Source organism: Pseudomonas fluorescens Q2-87 (assembly GCF_000281895.1).
Classification (GTDB): Bacteria; Pseudomonadota; Gammaproteobacteria; order Pseudomonadales; family Pseudomonadaceae; genus Aquipseudomonas; species Aquipseudomonas fluorescens_S.
Map to the genome: position 1 here is coordinate 2,967,137 of NZ_CM001558.1, position 16,876 is coordinate 2,984,012.

Consider the following 16,876-nt stretch of genomic DNA (forward strand, 5'->3'; position numbering starts at 1 on the left):
CCGCATGGGAAGTATTGACCATGTCGGCCGATTCGTCGCGTCACAGGTGTATCTGAACCGCTTTTTTTCTCCGAACTGGGTGGTAAGTCAACGTGCCGCGTCCTTGCGGCTTTCTAGTGCAACCGTATCAATCCTCTTCTTCACGTTGCAGCTCGAACAACAGCAGCGAGCGCCCGGTGACGGAGTACTCGGAGTCGAAGTCGAACCGCTCCTGCCCCCGTACCGTTGGTTCATTGGTGTCGACCATGCACGTCCAGAAGCTGCCCTCGGGGACTTCCGGAAGCCGGAAGTTGACGATGTCGTGATGGGCGTTGACCACCAGCAGCAGCGTCGCGTCGCCGCCCTTGCGGCGGATACCCGTTTCTTGGGCGCGGCCGTCCATCAGCATGCCCAGGCAGCGGCCATGGCTGTCCTGCCACTGCTCGGTGGTCATTTCGCTGCCATCGGGAGCCAGCCAGGTCACGTCCTTGACACCGATGTCCTCGTTGTAATTGCCCACCAGGAAACGTCCCCGACGCAGTATCGGATACGTCAGGCGCAACTTGATCAGGCGCTTGACGAATTTGAGCAGCGCCGCGCCGTCCTCGCTCAGGTCCCAGTTCACCCAGCCGATGTCGCTGTCCTGGCAATAGGCATTGTTGTTGCCATGCTGGGTGCGGGCGAACTCATCACCGGCGACGATCATCGGCGTGCCCTGGGCCAGCAGCAATGTCGCAAAGAAGTTACGCATCTGGCGGTGACGCAGCGCGTTGATCTGCGGATCATCGGTCGGCCCTTCGACGCCATGGTTCCAGGACAGGTTATTGTTGCTGCCGTCCTGGTTGTTTTCGTCGTTGGCTTCGTTGTGCTTGTCGTTGTACGACACCAGGTCGTGCAGGGTAAAACCGTCGTGGGCGGTGACGAAGTTCACCGACGCATAGGGGCGTCGCCCGCGCTGGTTGAACATTTCACCCGAGGCGGTCATGCGACTGGCGAAGTCGGCAAGCTGGCCGTCGTCGCCTTTCCAGAACGCGCGCACCGTGTCGCGGAACTTGTCATTCCACTCCACCCAGCCGGGAGGGAAACCGCCGACCTGGTAACCGCCGGGACCGCAGTCCCAAGGTTCGGCAATCATTTTCACCTGGCGCAGCACCGGGTCTTGGCGGCAGGCGACGAGGAAGCTGTGGCGCTCGTCGAAACCATCGTGGTAGCGACCCAGAATCGTCGCCAGGTCGAAACGGAAACCGTCGACGTGCATTTCCGTCGCCCAGTAGCGCAAGGAGTCGGTGACCATCTGCAAGACGCAAGGATGACTCAGGTCCAGGGTATTACCGGTGCCGGAATCGTTGATGTAATAGCGTTTGTCGTCAGGCATCAGCCGGTAGTACGAGGCGTTGTCGATGCCCCGCATGGACAGCGTCGGGCCCTGCTCGTTGCCCTCGGCGGTGTGGTTGTAGACCACGTCGAGGATGACTTCGAGCTTGGCCTCGTGCAGGTGCGCCACCATTTCCTTGAATTCAGCGATTTTGCCGCTGGCCAGGTAGCGTGGGTCCGGGGCAAAGAAAGCGATGCTGTTGTAGCCCCAGTAATTGGTCATGCCCTTGTGCAACAGGTGCTGGTCATTGACGAACGCGTGGACCGGCAGCAGCTCCACCGACGAAACACCGAGCTTGCGGATGTGTTCGAGCACGTCGTCGACCATCAACCCGGCGAAAGTGCCGCGCAGGTTCTCGGGGACCGAGGGGTGGCGCATGCTGATGCCACGCACATGGGTTTCATACAGGATGGTCTTGTCCCAAGGTACGCTCACGCGTTGGTCATGACCCCAGGTGTGGGCCGGATCGATGACCTTGCATTTGGGCACGAACGGCGCGCTGTCGCGTTCATCGAAGCTGAGGTCGCCATCGGGGTGGCCGATGGTGTAGCCGAACAACGCTTCGGACCATTTCAACTCACCCACCAATTGCTTGGCGTAGGGGTCGATCAGCAACTTGTTAGGGTTGAAGCGATGGCCATTCTCCGGGTCGTATGGGCCGTACACGCGGTAGCCATAGATCAGCCCCGGATGGGCGTCCGGCAGGTAGCCGTGGTAAATCTCGTCGGTGTATTCCGGCAGCTCGATGCGTTCGAGTTCGACTTCGCCGGTGTCATCGAAAATGCACAGTTCAACCTTGGTTGCGTTGGCTGAGAACAGCGCGAAATTGACCCCGAGGCCATCCCAGGTAGCACCAAGTGGAAAAGGCAGCCCCTCACGAATCCGCGATGCCTCGATAACGGGCGGCGGCGTGGCTTTGTTTGGACGGGTCATAGTTGCTCCTGCAAAAGACAGACAGATACAGCGGTGTGGTTCAGTTGGATCGATGGCCATGGCGTGCGCGTGCGGCGAAGGGGTTATTCCCTCGCCACACGCGGGCCGCTTCGCCAGGAAGACGCGCTTGATCGAGACCGAGAAGGCAGGTGAATCACACCGCGGGGGGCTTGCGCGGTGCCCGTGGCTTCTTGTCGGCGGCTTTATTGGCCGGTGGCACTACCGCTGCAGTCGCCGCGGAAGGTTTAGCCGCAGGCTTGACCTTGGGGGTGGTGTTTTTGCCGCGGTCTTGGCGCTAGTGCTCTTGACGGCGGCAGGCTTGGTGCCGTCGGTTTTGCTGGCCGTAGACTTGCTTGCGGCCTTGGCCGGTTTGCTTGGCGCCAAGGCTTCAGCCTCGGCCAGTTTGCGCGCCATCTCCCAGTGGCGCTTTTCTTGTCCGGCGGGCTTACCCTCGGACTCCCAGATCTGATAGGCGAATTCGCGAATGCGTTTATCGTCGGTACTCATCGCAGTGCTCCTGACTTGACTCAAGATTGGATAAAGACGTTGACCGGGAAATCCCCCAGCGCGGCGCTGACCATCAGCTCCCTTTGGGGTGTGACTGTTGCGCTTGAAAAAAGTCCCTTCAATTTTCCATCCTCCGCGGCGAACGGTAGCGACACGCGGGTATCGCCCCAGTCCGAGGCAGCCACCTGCGGTACGGCACCGTTTTCCAGCAGGCCGGCTGCATGGATCGGCACCACGACAATCGCCCGCTGTTGCTCGTGCTCGCGCATGAAGGCGAGCACCCGTTGAGCGTGCTTGCCGACCACCTCAAGCGGCTGGTAGCTGCCCTGGTGGAACAATTGCGAATACTCCGCGCGCAGGGCCAATGTCCTGGCGATCAACGCCTGCTTGACCCGGCCGTCGCGCCAGTCACGTACCAGTGCCACCGGCGTGCTGTCGGCCTGCATCGCCTCACGGCGCGCCTGGAAATCCACCGGGCGGCGGTTGTCCGGGTCCACCAGGCTGAAATCCCAGAATTCGTTGCCCTGATACAGATCCGGTACGCCGGGCACGGTCATGCGCAGCAAAGTTTGCGCCAGACTGTTGAGGGCGCCCGCCGGTGCGATGGCCTGCACTGCCTCGGCGATGGCAGAACGCAGGGGCAGCCCTTCATCTCCCAGCAATAACCGTTCGAGGAACATCTGGGTCGCTTGTTCATAGGCGTCGTTGACTGCCGCCCAACTGCTTTGCAGTTTGGCTTCTCGCAGGGCCTTGCGCTGCCATTGCCACAGGCGTTCGTTGTATTGGGCCAATGCCTTGGTGTCTTGCAGATCGAGGTCCAGCGGCCAGCTACCGAGCAGCGCCTGGTACAGGATCAGTTCATCGCCGGTCGAAGGGGATGCCGGATCACTGTGCAGGGAAGGCGAGAGGATGCGCCATTGCTCGACGCACGCGGTGTACCAGTCGGCGCGCTCACTGAGTACCGCCAGCCGGGCACGGGTGTCTTCGCCCCGTTTGTGATCGTGGGTGGCAGTGGTTATCAGGTTGTCAGGGAAGTGCTCGAGTCGCTCGATGCAGGCGTTGTGAAACTCCTGCGGCGGGGCACTGAAACGCTCGGTGTTGTAGCCGACGTCATTGCGCGACAGCAGCACCGCCGAGCGATAGAGCGCCGTATCCTCCACCGCCTTGGCGGCGGCTGGCGAGGTCAGTTGCTGGAAGCGCACGCAGGCATGGCGCAGTCGCTTGCGCTGGCTGCCGCGCGGGCGTTGTCGCCAGGGCGTGCCGCCAAGCCAGTCGGCCAGGCAATCGAGCACCGGCCAGTCGGCTTCGCTGAGGGTTTGCCGCGCACCTTCCAAGGCCTGGTTGAAGAAAATTTCGTCTTCAGCAGAGCGACCCAGGGGGTTGATATAAGTGCGGTAAACCGGGAAGTGCACGATCAGTTCCTGCAAGGCCCGGCGAATCGCGCCCAGGGTCAGGTCGCGAGTCATGACATCGTCCCGGGCCACTTGCAGCAGGGCCTGGGCGACGGTTTCGAAATCCCCGGCCAGGGAACCGTTGAGAATCTGCTGGCGGGCCAGGTGGGCTTCGTCGATGAACTGCGCCGGCCGTTCGCTGTGCCGGCTCCAGAACTCGGCCAGCGGCGCGGCGCCCGCCGGGTCATGCTGCAACAGCGAGATCTGGTTCATGAACTCGTAGCCAGTACTGCCGTCGACCTTCCAGTCCCGACGCAAGGTTTCACCGTCGCCGAGGATTTTCTCGATGAAGATCGGCAGGTGCCGCGATGGCGAAAGCGAGTCGACGCGCCGACGCAGCTTGCGGCAGTAGCCGCGGGGGTCGGCCAGCCCATCAACGTGGTCGATGCGCAACCCGTCCACCAGTCCTGCGCTGATCAGCTCGAAGATCTTGGCGTGGGTGGCTTCGAACACGGCAGGGCGTTCGACCCTCAGCCCACCCAGTTCGTTGACATCGAAAAACCGCCGCCAGTTGATGTCATCCGCGGCGGTGCGCCAACTGGCGAGCCGGTAACTCTGGCGCTCCAGCAGTTGATGCAGGCGCTCGAAGCCTTCTGCCTGCGTCGTGTCGTAGCCGCGCAGATGCTCCTCGATGGCGGCCAGGGCGCCGGGCTGCACCGCCAGGTCCCGCAGTTCGATTTGCAGCGCACGGGCGAGGCTGTGGGCATCGCTCTGGTAATTGAGCGTGGTGAAACGCTCGCTCAGCGCCCTGAACGCTTCGGTTTGTTCGGCAGGCAGGGTCTCGGCGGGTCTGAGCAGCTCGCCGTAGTGCATCGGGCAAATCGGGAAGCGGTGTTCGTAGTGTTCAACATAGAAGCAGCCATGGGCGGCATCGAAGCGCAGTTGCAAGGTGCCTTCCTGCAACGCCACGCCGTAGTCGCTGCCCAGGAACGGCAAGAGCAACTGGCCTTCCATCAGCGGGTCCGGGGAGTGCCACTGGATGTCGAAAAACTCGCCGTAGGGGCTCAGACGCCCCCATTCCAGCAGGTCCAGCCACCAGGGATTGTCATTGCCGCCGACCGCCATGTGGTTGGAAACGATATCCAGGATCAGGCCCATCCGGTGCTCGCGCAGGGTCGACACCAGGCGCTTCAGGGCGGCTTCGCCACCCAGTTCGGGGTTGACCAGGGTCGGATCGACCACGTCGTAGCCGTGCATGGAGCCGGCCCGGGCTTTCAGCAGCGGGGACGCATAGATATGGCTGATGCCCAACGAGGCGAAGTACGGCACCTGCGGTATCGCATCGTCCAGGGTAAAGCCTTTATGAAATTGCAGGCGAAGTGTGGCCCGCAGTGGTTGGATCGACATCTCGTTCATCGGTCACGCTCATTCGCCTGAAGTCTCGCGCAGGCGAGTATTTCCAGACGCCGGGCAGCGTCCGGGTTATCCAGCAACGCCTGGCTCTCATGAGCCAGGCGCCGCCGCCAATTGGGGTGGGTGTCGATGGTGCCGGGCAGGTTGGCCTGCTCCTCGATGCCCAGGGCGTCTTCGAGCGGCAGCAACACCAACGGCGCGCGGGTATGGCCGAGAAAGCGCACGCTGGCGTCGAGCACCTGGTCGGTTTCGCGGTGTTCCTCGCGAAAGTTCTGCGGGTCCTGGTCCAGTACGTTGCGCAGGCCTTCGCGTTCACGCTCGCGGTGTTTGCGCCAGTCCATTTCCGTGTGGGAATCGATCAGGTCCAGCCGGGCGTTCCAGTCGATATCGTGCCCGTGCCACCAACCATTGAGGGTCGGCAGGTCGTGGGTGCTGGTGGTAGCCAAGGCGTTGTCCGGCCAGTCGAGAATGGGCTTGAAGTGGGTGTTGTCCTGTTCGAACAGCAGCACGCGCATGCCCAGGATCGACCGGGCGCTGAGCTTTTCCCGCAGGCCGTCGGGCACGGTGCCGAGGTCTTCACCGAGCACGATGGCCTGGTGGCGATGGGATTCGAGGGCGAGCAGGCGCAGCAGGTCATCCACGGGGTAGTAGAGGTAGGCGCCGTCGGTGGGCGGGGCGTCGTTGGGAATGACCCAGAGCCGCTGCAAGCCCATGACGTGATCGATGCGCAAGCCGCCCGCATGGGCGAAGTTGGCTCGCAGCATTTCAATGAAGGCCCGAAAACCATTACGCACCAGGCCTTCAGGGGAAAACGCCGAAATGCCCCAGCCTTGGCCGGAGCGGTTGAGGATGTCCGGCGGCGCGCCCACGGTCAGCGACGCGAGCAATTCATCTTGCCGGCTCCAGGCCTGGCTGCCACCGCCGTCAGCGCCCACCGCAAGGTCGGCGATCAGGCCGATGCCCATGCCACTGGACTTGGCCGCGCTTTGGGCGCGCTCCAGGCAACGGGCGATCAGCCATTGGCAAAAGGCATAGAAGCCGATTTCGTCGGCGTTCTCTTCGGCAAAATGGGCCAGCGTCGGGCTGCGTGGGTTACGCCATTCTTCCGGCCACTGGCGCCAATCCAGGCTTTCACCTTTGGCCGCACGTTCGGCCTGCAGCGCTTCGAAGCGGCAATGGTTCTCCAGGGCTTCGCCGCTGGTGTGGCGAAAGCTGCTGAAGTCTTCATGCAAGGGATGCTCGCCCTGGCTGAAACCGTCGTACAGGGCGCGCAAGACTTTCTGCTTGGCCTCGGCGGCCACGGGCCAATCGACCAGTGGCTGCTCTTCCAGGCTGCGCAATTGATTGGTCAGGCCCGTGGCGTCGATAGCCGTGCGCAGGGCGCGCTCGCCGAGAATGGTGCCGGGCGCCGCGTACAGGCTATTGAGAAACAGTCGGCTGGAGGGCGAATAAGGGCTGTAGCGCCCGGTGTCGCTGCTGAACATCGCGTGCATCGGGCTGATGGCAATGGCATCGGCCCCACGCTCGCCGGCCACGCGGGCCAGTTCTTCCAAGGCCTGGGTGTCGCCGAAGCCGCCATCGCCGGGACGCCTGAGGGCATACAACTGGGCGCTCAATCCCCAGGCACGGGGCGTCGGGTTGTCCACCGCATCGGCCACGCTGTAGCACCGGGCCGGCGCGACGGCGAGGGTGAAATGCTGGTCCTGGATGCTGACATGTTGGTAGCCCACCGGGACCATCCCGGGCAACCGGGCCTCGGCGTCGAGCTTGAGGTTCAGCGTTGCCCCGTCCTCGAGCCGGATTTCGCAAGGCGTCGCTGCATCGAAATAGCGGCTCAAGTCCAGGCTGGCCCCGACGTCGACGGTGATTAGCGGTGGCAATTGATGGTTCTGCTGGTCCTGCTGCAACTGCAACAGGCTGGCGTCGATTTCCTGGGCGCTGCCGGCGGGATGGCCGAGGCCAGTCAGGACCGACCGCAGCACCGCCGGCGACACTTTTTGTGCCCGGCCATTGGCGTCGATCCAATCCACCGCCAGGCCGGCTCGGCCAGCGAGGATTTCCAGTTGCGCGTCGCTCATAGGCGCTCTCCACTGATGTTGGGCAAGGGTGTCGCCTGCGTCAGACTGACCAGCGCGCTGTAGGGCGAAAGGGTGCCCCTCTGTTGCAACAGACCCATGAGCTGCGGCGGATGTTCGAAAAGAATGCGAACCTCTTCTGGCGCGCTGTGCTCGACAGGCTGGTCGCTGAGGTTCAGGTCAATGCGCAAGACGCTGCCGTTGCCTAGCCGCCAGCGTGCGCTGACGGCGCCGTGGCCCAACACGTCGGCGCCCAGGGCCTGTGCGCCCGGCACATGCGGGACGATTTCTTCGCGACGGATTTTCAGCAGCGTGCGATACAGCGTCTCGCAGGCCAGTTGTTCCGGTTGTTGTGCTTCGAGGTTCGGCCGTGAGGCGTCGAACGTGCCGGCCGCGTTGGGATCGGGAATCCGCTTGCGTTTTTCGGGATCGGCAAAGGCGCTGAACGCCTTGAATTCGTTGCGCCGGCCTTCGCGGACCAACTCGGCCAATTCGCCGTGATGACTGGTGAAGAACAGAAATGGTTGTTGCGCCAACACTTCATCGCCCATGAACAACAGCGGAATCATCGGCGACAGCAACAACAGGGCCGTCGCCGCTTGCAGCGCCTGGGGCGGTGCCAGTTGATGCAGGCGTTCACCGAGGGCACGGTTGCCAATCTGGTCATGGTTCTGCAAGAACAACACGAAAGCGCTCGGCGGCAGGTGCCCGCTGGGTTCACCCCGTGACACACCGTGGCGGTTGGTATGCCCCTGGAAGACGAACCCCTGGCTGAGGCAGCGCGCCAGTTTTTCCGTGGGCTGCTCGGCGTAGTCGGCGTAATAGGCGTCGGTCTCGCCCGTCAGCAGTACGTGCAGGGCGTTGTGGCCGTCGTCGTTCCATTGGGCGTCGTAGCCCTGTTCCAACAGGCTGGCCTGGTTATGTTCGTTTTCCACGGTAAGCCAGACATGCCGGGCCGGGTCCACCTGTTCGCGCACCTTGGCCGCCAGTTCCTCGAGGAAGTCCGGGTCTTCAATTGCGTGCACCGCATCCAGGCGCAGACCGTCGAAGCGGTACTCCAACAGCCACATGAGTGCATTGTCGATGAAGAAATCCCGCACTTCGCGCCGACGGAAATCGATCGCCGCGCCCCATGGTGTGTGCTTGTCCTCTCGGAAGAACCCCTTGGCGTAGCGGTGCAGGTAGTTGCCGTCGGGGCCGAAGTGGTTGTAGACCACATCGACAATGACCGCCAGCCCATGGCCGTGGGCCGTGTCGATCAGATGCTTGAGCTGTTCGGGAGTGCCGTAGGAGGCTTGTGGTGCGTAGGGCAGGACGCCGTCATAACCCCAGTTTCGATCACCCGGAAACTGCGACAGCGGCATCAGCTCGATGGCGGTTACACCCAGCCCGGCCAAGTGCGCCAGGTGTTCTTCGACTCCGGCAAAACCGCCGAGGGCTCCCACGTGCAATTCGTAGATCACCGCTTCGTTCCAGGGGCGGCCGGCCCATTGGGTGTGTCGCCATTGATAGGCGTGAGGGTCGACAACCACGCTGTGACGGTCGATGTCGCCGGCCTGGGCGCGTGAGGCCGGGTCCGGTACTTCCAGCTCGCCATCGATGTTGTAGCGATAGCGCGTGCCGGCGGGACATCGGGTCTGGATCATGAACCAGCCGTCGGCTTGGGGCAGCAGGGGTATCGACTCGCCAGTGTCGAGTTCGACACTGACAAAAAAGGCATCCGGGGCCCAGAGGGCAAAACGCGTGTGCTCGGCGTCCAGCATGATCGCGCCGTGGGTCCATGTATCAGGCGTCCTTGACGTCATTGTTACCTCATTGTCTGGCCGGTTTACCCAGGGATTTAGCCACCAATTGCTCGTAGAGCTCTGCGTAGGGTTCCACTGCCTGGCACCAGTTGAACGGTGCCGACATCGCCCGGCAGCGCATGGCGTTGAGCAAATCGGGGAACTCGAAGACCTTGAAGGCCCGGCTCAGCGCCTGCTTGTAGCTCTCTACGGTGGATTCGTCGAAAAGGAAGCCGGTGATGCCATCTTCGATCGTGTCTGCCAGCCCGCCGGTATTGCGCGCCACCGGCAGCGAACCGAAGCGTTGCGCGTACATCTGGCTCAAGCCGCAGGGCTCGTAACGTGATGGCATCAGCAGGAAATCACTGCCGGCGAACATCCGCCGCGCGTCGGTTTCGTTGAAGCCGATGCGCACGCCGATACGTCCCGGGAAGCGCAGGGCCAGCTCGCGCATGGCTTGTTCTTCCTCCGGTTCGCCGCGACCGATAATGGCGATCTGGCCGCCCGATTCGACGATGAATTCGGAGACTGCTTCGGTCAGGTCCAGGCCTTTCTGCACGACCAGGCGCGACACTACGGCGAACAGTGGGCCGGTGGAGTCGTCGAGCCCGAAGAGCTCGCGCACATGAGCCGCGTTGGCGGCCTTGCCCTCCCAGTCGCCGATGGCAAATTGGCGGAGCAGGTGGCTATCGGTGGCGGAATCCCAGCTTTCGTCGATGCCGTTGGGAATGCCGCTGAGCAAGCCTTGCTGGGTCTTGGCCGCGAGGAAGCCATCAAGTCCGCAGCCAAACGCCGGGGTAGTGATTTCCTGGGCGTAGGTGGCGCTGACGGTTGTGATATGGCTGGAATAAGCCATCCCGGCCTTGAGGAATGACAGTTTGCCGTAGAACTCCATGCCTTCCTGCTGCAGCGCGTGCTCGGGGATGCCCAGCTCAGGGCAGCAGGCCAGGCTGACCACGCCCTGGTACGCCAGGTTGTGGATGGTGAAGAGCGTCGGGGTGCGTTGTCCGCGCCAATGCATGTAGGCCGGTGCCAGCCCGGCAGGCCAATCGTGAGCGTGGACAAGGTCCGGGCACCAGTGGATCTGCGCGAGGTTGGCGGCGATATCCGCAGCGGCAAGGCCCAGGCGGGCGAAACGAATGTGATTATCGGGCCAGTCGCGACCGTTGTTGGCGCCGTAGGGCGAGCCTTCGCGGGCGAAGAGTTCGGGGCAGATCAGCACGTAGATCACCAGGCCGTCGGCCATGTCCATGCGGCCGATCTTGCACGGCGGCAATGCGGCGTGGCCGCCCAGTTCGCCGATGATGTGGATCGGATTGCCGCTGTTCATCACCTGCGGATAACCGGGGATCAGTACCCGGACATCATGCAGCCCGGCCATCGCCCGGGGCAGTGCTGCGGAAACGTCGCCCAGGCCACCGGTCTTTACCAGGTCGGCAATTTCCGATGTGACGAATAATATTTTCTTGCGATTGGGATTCTGTCGGACGACGGGGAGCAGTGCCTTGCCGCCGGTGGCCAGCACCGGTGCCGTTGGCGATTCGGCCGCCGGCGGTAGTTGTGAACGGACCTGTTGTGGTTCTAAGGCAGCACTGATCATAAATATCTCCCATTTTCTCGATCTGTTTCCGGCTAGCGCCAGAGTGTTGTTTCATTGGCCAAATCCTGCGGCCAGGCGCATGAGCGCAACACAAGGAAAGCAAAGCGCTGCCCTTGTGGCGAAGCGGATCAGCTGAAGGAGCTGTTGCAAGGGCCAGTGCAAGGACTGCACCAGCCTCTGTTGCCCTACCTCTAACCTGACCCGTCGCCGTTGCGAAAAGTTTCGACTTTTTTTCGTCTGGATGACCGGTCGGTTTTCCCCCCGGTTTGGCAGTCTAGGTCAGAACCTAGAGCGTTGCGGCGCGGTTCGTCGCATTGTCGGACAATCACGTTTTTTGTCGGCAATGTCTTACGCTTCAACGAGAAGATCGCACCGACGAAGTGCACATTCCTGCAACGTAACGGGTGTATGGGGAAAGACGATGTCTCATCGACGTGCGCGATGGAATGGCGCAACGCACCATTGGGGGGCGGGATAAATACAGGCCATTTGATGGCCATTGGCTGCGCTGGAGAATGCTGTTTCTGTGGGAGCGGGCTTGCCCGCGAATGCGGTCTGTCAGTCAGATACTTACAAGCTGATACACCGTATTCGCGAGCAAGCCCGCTCCCACACAAGACGGTTCTGTCAGCCCGCAGGCATTAGCAACCGAATCGGCTTGCCCGCCGCCCAGGCCTGGATGTCTTCGATCATCAGGGAATAGAACTGTCGATAGTTCTGCTGGCTGACGTAGCCCACATGAGGCGTGGCCAGGACATTGTCCAGCGTCCTGAATGGATGGTCGGCCGGCAAGGGCTCCTGGGCGAACACGTCCAGCGCGGCGGCGCCCAGGCGCTTGTGCTGGAGGGCATCGATCAGGGCCGCTTCGTCGACGATTGGCCCACGTGCGGTATTCACCAAGAGAGCATCAGGCTTCATCCAGCCCAGCGCCTGGGCATCGACCAGCCCACGAGTGCGCTCGCTGAGCACCAGATGGATCGACAGGATATCGGCCTGCTCGAACAGAGCCTGCTTGCTCACCTGCGTCACGCCCACGTCGGCCGCCCGTTCGGCAGTCAGGTTCTGGCTCCAGGCAATGACTCGCATGCCGAACACTTGGCCGAATTGCGCCACACGCGTGCCAATGCTACCCAGGCCAAGGACTCCCAACGTCTTGCCATGCAAGTCGCCACCCAGGCCTTGCTGCCAGGCTCCGGCGCGCAGCGCGTTGGCTTCCTGCACCAAGTGACGGGTCGAGGCCATGATCAGTGCCCAGGTCAGTTCGGGGGCGGCGTGCTTGTAGCTGTCGGTGCCGCATACCTGGATCCCCAGGTCGGCGGCAGCCTTGAGGTCCAGGGCGGCATTGCGCATGCCGCCGGTGAGCAAGAGCTTCAGGTTGGGCAGGCAGCGCAGCAGGCCCTCATCGAACACCGTGCGCTCACGCATCACACAGATCACCTCAAAACGCTGCAGACGCTCAGCGAGGGTGTCGCGGTCGGCGGGGTAGCCGTGAAGAAAAGTCACCTGGCCGATACTGTCCAGCACCGACCAATCCACCACGTCCCGCGCCACGTCCTGCCAATCATCGATGACCGCTATTTGCACCGCCATGGAACACCTCGTCAGGGAATGGGTTTGTCCAGCCAGCCCAGCAGTGCCTTGTGAAACCGCTCCGGCTCTTCCATTTGCGGTGCATGCCCCAAGTTGGGGAACTCTACCAAGGTCGAGCGGGGGATCAGCTGGGCAACCTGCTTGCCCAAGACCTCATAGCGCCCTAGCTTGGCCTTCACCGCCGGCGGCGCGATGTCACTGCCGATGGCCGTCGTGTCGGAGGTGCCGATCATCAGCAGGGTTGGCACCGTCAGGTCCTTGAATTCGTAATAGACCGGCTGGGTGAAGATCATGTCGTAGATCAGCGCCGAGTTCCATGCCACTTGCGTATGGCCGGGGCCTTTGTTCAGGCCGGCGAGCATGTCCACCCAGCGTTCGAATTCCGGCTTCCAGCGGCCACTGTAGTAAGTGGTGCGCTCGTAATTGCGGATGCCGTCGGCGTTGAGCTTAAGCTCACGTTCGTACCATTGGTCCACGGTGCGATAAGGCACGCCAAGGGCTTTCCAGTCCTCCAGGCCAATGGGGTTGACCATCGCCAGGCGCTCGACCTGGTCGGGATACTGCAGCGCGTAACGGGTGGCGAGCATGCCGCCGGTCGAGTGGCCGAGCACGATGCTTTTCTGTACGCCAAGGGCCTTGAGCAGCGCCTGCGTGTTACCTGCCAGCTGCTGGAAGCTGTACTGATAGTGGTCGGGCTTGCTCGATGTGCAGAAGCCGATCTGGTCCGCGGCGATCACCCGGTATCCAGCGTTACTGAGCGCCTTGATCGAGTCGCCCCAGGTGGCGGCGCAGAAGTTCTTGCCATGCATCAACACCACCGTGCGGCCATTGACCTTGCCTTGGGCCGGCACATCCATATAGCCCATCTGCAAGGACTCGCCCTGGGACTGGAAGGCGAAGTGCTTGAGGGTATAAGGGTATTCGAAACCTTCCAGTTGCGGGCCGTAGGCCGGGCCTTGCGGCTGGGCGGCCTGGGCGAGCAAGGGCAGGGCGGCGGTGAAAAACAGGCTGGGCAGCCAGCGGGTTTTGAAACGCGACATGGTCAATCTCCTTGAAACAACCGGCCGATCCTCGAACGGCTCGATTATGGCGACATTAACCACAGGCAACCGAACGGCCCGAACGTTCAACCCATCGCCACTCAGTGGGCCGGGTAATCGGCCACTACGGTCTGTGTCCCGTCTTTTTTCAGGCCGATCACTTGATACGCGTCACTCATGCCGTCCATTTCCATGCCGGGCGAACCCATGGGCATGCCGGGCGCAGCCACACCGAGCAAGTCATCGCGTTTGCTCAAGGCCAGCACCTGGTCGGCCGGAACATGCCCTTCGACGAACTTGCCGTTGATCTCAGCGGTGTGGCAGGAGCGCAGGTTTGGTGCCACGCCCAGGCGTTGCTTGACCGAACTCATGTCGGCTTCAACGTGGTCGTTGACCTTGAAGCCATTTTCTTGCAGATGGGAAATCCACTTCTTGCAGCAGCCGCAATTGGCATCGCGGTGCACATCGATGGTGACCGGCTCGGCGGCCTGGGCCAGGGTGGTAATGAACAGGGCGCTCAGGGCGAGCAGATGCAGGGGCTTGGCCATGGGGAAGTCTCATGTCGAACGGTTTGGAGGGAGGATAACAGAGTAGCGAGGGGCAGCTGACAGGCGGCTGAGGGGAAAATGACAGAGTTGTCAGGTTGCGGGCTGATAGCAGTGCCGGGGCGACACCGCTGCAAAAAGAGTCCTCTCTGTGGCTAGGAAGCAAGCTCCCTAGCCACAGAGAGGGTCATGAGTCGTTATCAGCGCACTTTGAACCGCCCCATGATGGCATTCACCCGGGTATTGGCTTCGAGCAACTGACGGGTATTGTTCTCGCTGGCGAGGCCGCTCTCCACCAGTTCCTCCACCATGTGACGGATCTGCACCATGCTGCGATTGATCTCTTCGGTCACCGCACTCTGCTGTTCGGCAGCGGTGGCGATCTGGGTGCTGAGGCTGTTGATCTGGCTGACGGAACCGGCCATTTCATCCAGGCCCGAGTTGACTCGCGAAGTGGCGTCAGCGGCCGACTGGCAGCTGGCCTGGGTGTTTTCCATGGCCGAGACCGACGAGCTCACGCCCTGGGTCAGGCGGCTCAACATTTCGTTGATTTCCGAGGTGCTGGCCTGGGTGCGGGCGGCGAGAGCACGGACCTCGTCGGCCACCACGGCGAAACCGCGGCCCTGCTCGCCGGCCCGGGCGGCTTCGATGGCGGCGTTCAAGGCCAGCAGGTTGGTCTGGCCGGCAATGGCGCCAATCACACCGAGAATCTCGGTAATGCGCTGGGCGTCCTGCTGCATGCTCTCGACCTTGCGGGTCGCGCTGGCCACTTCATCGATCAACGCGACAACGCTGTTGGACGCCTCGCCGACCACCACGCGAGAGCGATCGGCATGTTCGTTGGCGCGCTGGGTGAACGCTGCGGTTTCAGCGGCATTCTGCGCCACGCTTTCTGCCGTGGAGCTCATTTCGGTGATGGCTGTCACCGTCTGGTCGGTTTCCGAGGCGTGGCGCATCAGGATCTCGCTGGTGTGGGCCGAGGTCCGTTGCAGGTTGTCCAGGCTTGATGCCATGGCGCCGGTGGCTTGGGTGACCTCGCCAATCATGTTTTGCAGGTATTCGATGAAGCGGTTGACCGAATGACCGATCGCACCCAGTTCGTCCTCGGCACGGATGGTGATGCGGCGGGTCAGGTCGGCATCGCCCGCGGACAATGCGTCGATGTTGCCCTTGAGGTTCTTCATACGGTTGGTCAACTGACGGATCGCATACAACTGCATGAGCACCAGCAGGATCACCATGGGAATCTGCAGCAGGCTCAGCGTGCTCAATACATCGTCGCGCTGGGCGGTGATCAGGCGAGTAGGCAGCGCGGTGGCGAGGTACCACGGTGACCCTTCGATGGGCCGCATGAAAAACGTGCTGGCCTCGCCCTTGTTGTCGAACTCGACACGCTGCAGCGGCTGGTCGCGATGAGCTAGGCCCGCCTGGACCTGAGCAGCGAACGGCGAGGTTGCCGCCAGTTCGCTGATGTTTTTCAGGACGATCGGCCCGCTGATGCGCGAACTGTTGCTGATGATTTTGCCGTCGCCTTCGACGATCAGCATCTCGGCGCCGAGATCGGCTTCCTTGCGCGCCACCAGGTCGTTGAAGAATCCCAGGGTCACGTCAATGGTGGAAACGCCGTAAGGCACGCCGTTCTTCTGGATGGACATGGCGCAGTTGGTGCGCGGTTCGGCGCTGGCGTCGTCTTTGTAAGCGGCGGCCCAGGCGCATTTGCCGGGAGGGGTGGCCATGCCACCCTTGTGCCAGGGCTGCTCGTAATAGTTTGGGGCGGCGTCACTGTTCCAGAAAGTATTGACCGCCAGTTTGCCTGACGCTTCGCGGTGCCAGAACGTACTGAACTTGCTGCGGCCCTCTGCGCGCTGGTTGGGCAACGGCCAGATCCCGCCGCCGAAGACCTTCAACTCACCATATTGATCGACCAGTCCCGGCAGGACTTTGTCGATGGCATCGCTATCAAGCAGCGGGATGGTCTGGGTGATGCTGCGCTGCTGCGCCTGCACCTTGTTCAGCTCGCCCTGGATCTGCCCGGCAACCTCGCCGATGCGGTTGAGCGCGACCTGTTCCTCGGTATGGCGCAGTTTGGGCGCAACCAGATAGCTGATGCCCACGACCGTCAGGATGGACAACACCAGGATGAACAGAACCAGGAACAGCGTGTAGCGAGCCTGGATGGTGCGGAATGCGGGCATTTGGGGGGATCCTTGCACGAAGGCTGAATTCTGGGCAGACCAAAGGGTAGTCCCCTACCTATCGGCCTGACCCCCCGACAGCTTTAATGTCGCCGGTGTCACTTCGTCGGGTTAGCGCGCCCTACGATTAACGGCTGCGGTTACGTCAATACGCTCGTTCGGCTGTACCATGGGACCCCGCCGGCTGCCGCTCATCTTCGCAATACGGATGAGCCTGGCATGCTTACGGATACAGAACGGATACATTAGGAAACTGGCAATGACTCATTCGCAACGCTTGAAATACTCGATCCTGATCGTCATCGTCGTCCTGGCGATCATGCTGGGCCTGTCCTGGATGCAGGGCAAAGGCATGATCAGCGAGCAATTGTTCCAGTACATCGCCATTGCCGTGGCGGTCATCGTCGTGGTGATCAACGGTGTGATGCGGCGCAAGGTCAAGCCTTGAG

General features: G+C 62.2%; 10 protein-coding genes and 1 pseudogene. 1 reads left to right on the forward strand and 10 read right to left on the reverse strand.

All coding sequences use genetic code 11. The annotated features are described in order from the left end of the window. Positions 1-127 precede the first annotated feature (127 nt). The 10 genes and pseudogenes from glgX to PFLQ2_RS14485 form a co-directional block, all read right to left on the reverse strand. Positions 128-2,287, reverse strand: coding sequence for a glycogen debranching protein GlgX (gene glgX, locus PFLQ2_RS14530; protein WP_003181579.1), 2,160 nt, complete (start codon positions 2,285-2,287; stop codon positions 128-130). 154 nt (positions 2,288-2,441) lie between these two features. Continuing rightward, positions 2,442-2,794: pseudogene (locus PFLQ2_RS14525) on the reverse strand (DUF2934 domain-containing protein). 20 nt (positions 2,795-2,814) lie between these two features. Continuing rightward, positions 2,815-5,601 (reverse strand): malto-oligosyltrehalose synthase, encoded by a 2,787-nt coding sequence (locus PFLQ2_RS14520; RefSeq protein WP_003181582.1) that lies wholly within the window; start codon positions 5,599-5,601, stop codon positions 2,815-2,817. Beyond that, a complete protein-coding gene (gene malQ / locus PFLQ2_RS14515; RefSeq protein WP_003181584.1) occupies positions 5,598-7,676 on the reverse strand; it encodes a 4-alpha-glucanotransferase in 2,079 nt (692 codons plus the stop codon). The genes PFLQ2_RS14520 and malQ overlap by 4 nt, the downstream gene beginning before the upstream one ends. Then, positions 7,673-9,478: a malto-oligosyltrehalose trehalohydrolase gene (gene treZ, locus PFLQ2_RS14510; protein WP_003181585.1), complete on the reverse strand. Its 1,806-nt coding sequence runs from the start codon at positions 9,476-9,478 to the stop codon at positions 7,673-7,675. Before treZ ends, malQ begins: the two co-directional genes overlap by 4 nt. A 7-nt stretch (positions 9,479-9,485) precedes the next feature. Continuing rightward, entirely contained in the window at positions 9,486-11,057 is a 1,572-nt protein-coding gene (glgA, locus tag PFLQ2_RS14505) for a glycogen synthase GlgA (protein ID WP_003181586.1), read from the reverse strand. A 627-nt stretch (positions 11,058-11,684) separates the two neighbouring features. After that, a complete protein-coding gene (locus PFLQ2_RS14500) occupies positions 11,685-12,647 on the reverse strand; it encodes a D-2-hydroxyacid dehydrogenase family protein (protein WP_003181590.1) in 963 nt (320 codons plus the stop codon). An 11-nt stretch (positions 12,648-12,658) separates the two neighbouring features. Next, positions 12,659-13,687, reverse strand: a complete 1,029-nt coding sequence (locus PFLQ2_RS14495) for an alpha/beta fold hydrolase (protein WP_003181592.1) — start codon at positions 13,685-13,687, stop codon at positions 12,659-12,661. Between the two features lie 101 nt (positions 13,688-13,788). Beyond that, positions 13,789-14,235, reverse strand: a complete 447-nt coding sequence (locus PFLQ2_RS14490; protein WP_003181593.1) for a DUF411 domain-containing protein — start codon at positions 14,233-14,235, stop codon at positions 13,789-13,791. 197 nt (positions 14,236-14,432) lie between these two features. Then, positions 14,433-16,427 (reverse strand): methyl-accepting chemotaxis protein, encoded by a 1,995-nt coding sequence (locus PFLQ2_RS14485; RefSeq protein WP_003181595.1) that lies wholly within the window; start codon positions 16,425-16,427, stop codon positions 14,433-14,435. A 259-nt stretch (positions 16,428-16,686) separates the two neighbouring features. On the opposite strand from PFLQ2_RS14485, the gene PFLQ2_RS14480 reads away from it, so the two are divergent. Further along, positions 16,687-16,875 (forward strand): hypothetical protein, encoded by a 189-nt coding sequence (locus PFLQ2_RS14480; RefSeq protein ID WP_003181597.1) that lies wholly within the window; start codon positions 16,687-16,689, stop codon positions 16,873-16,875. Position 16,876 lies beyond the last annotated feature (1 nt).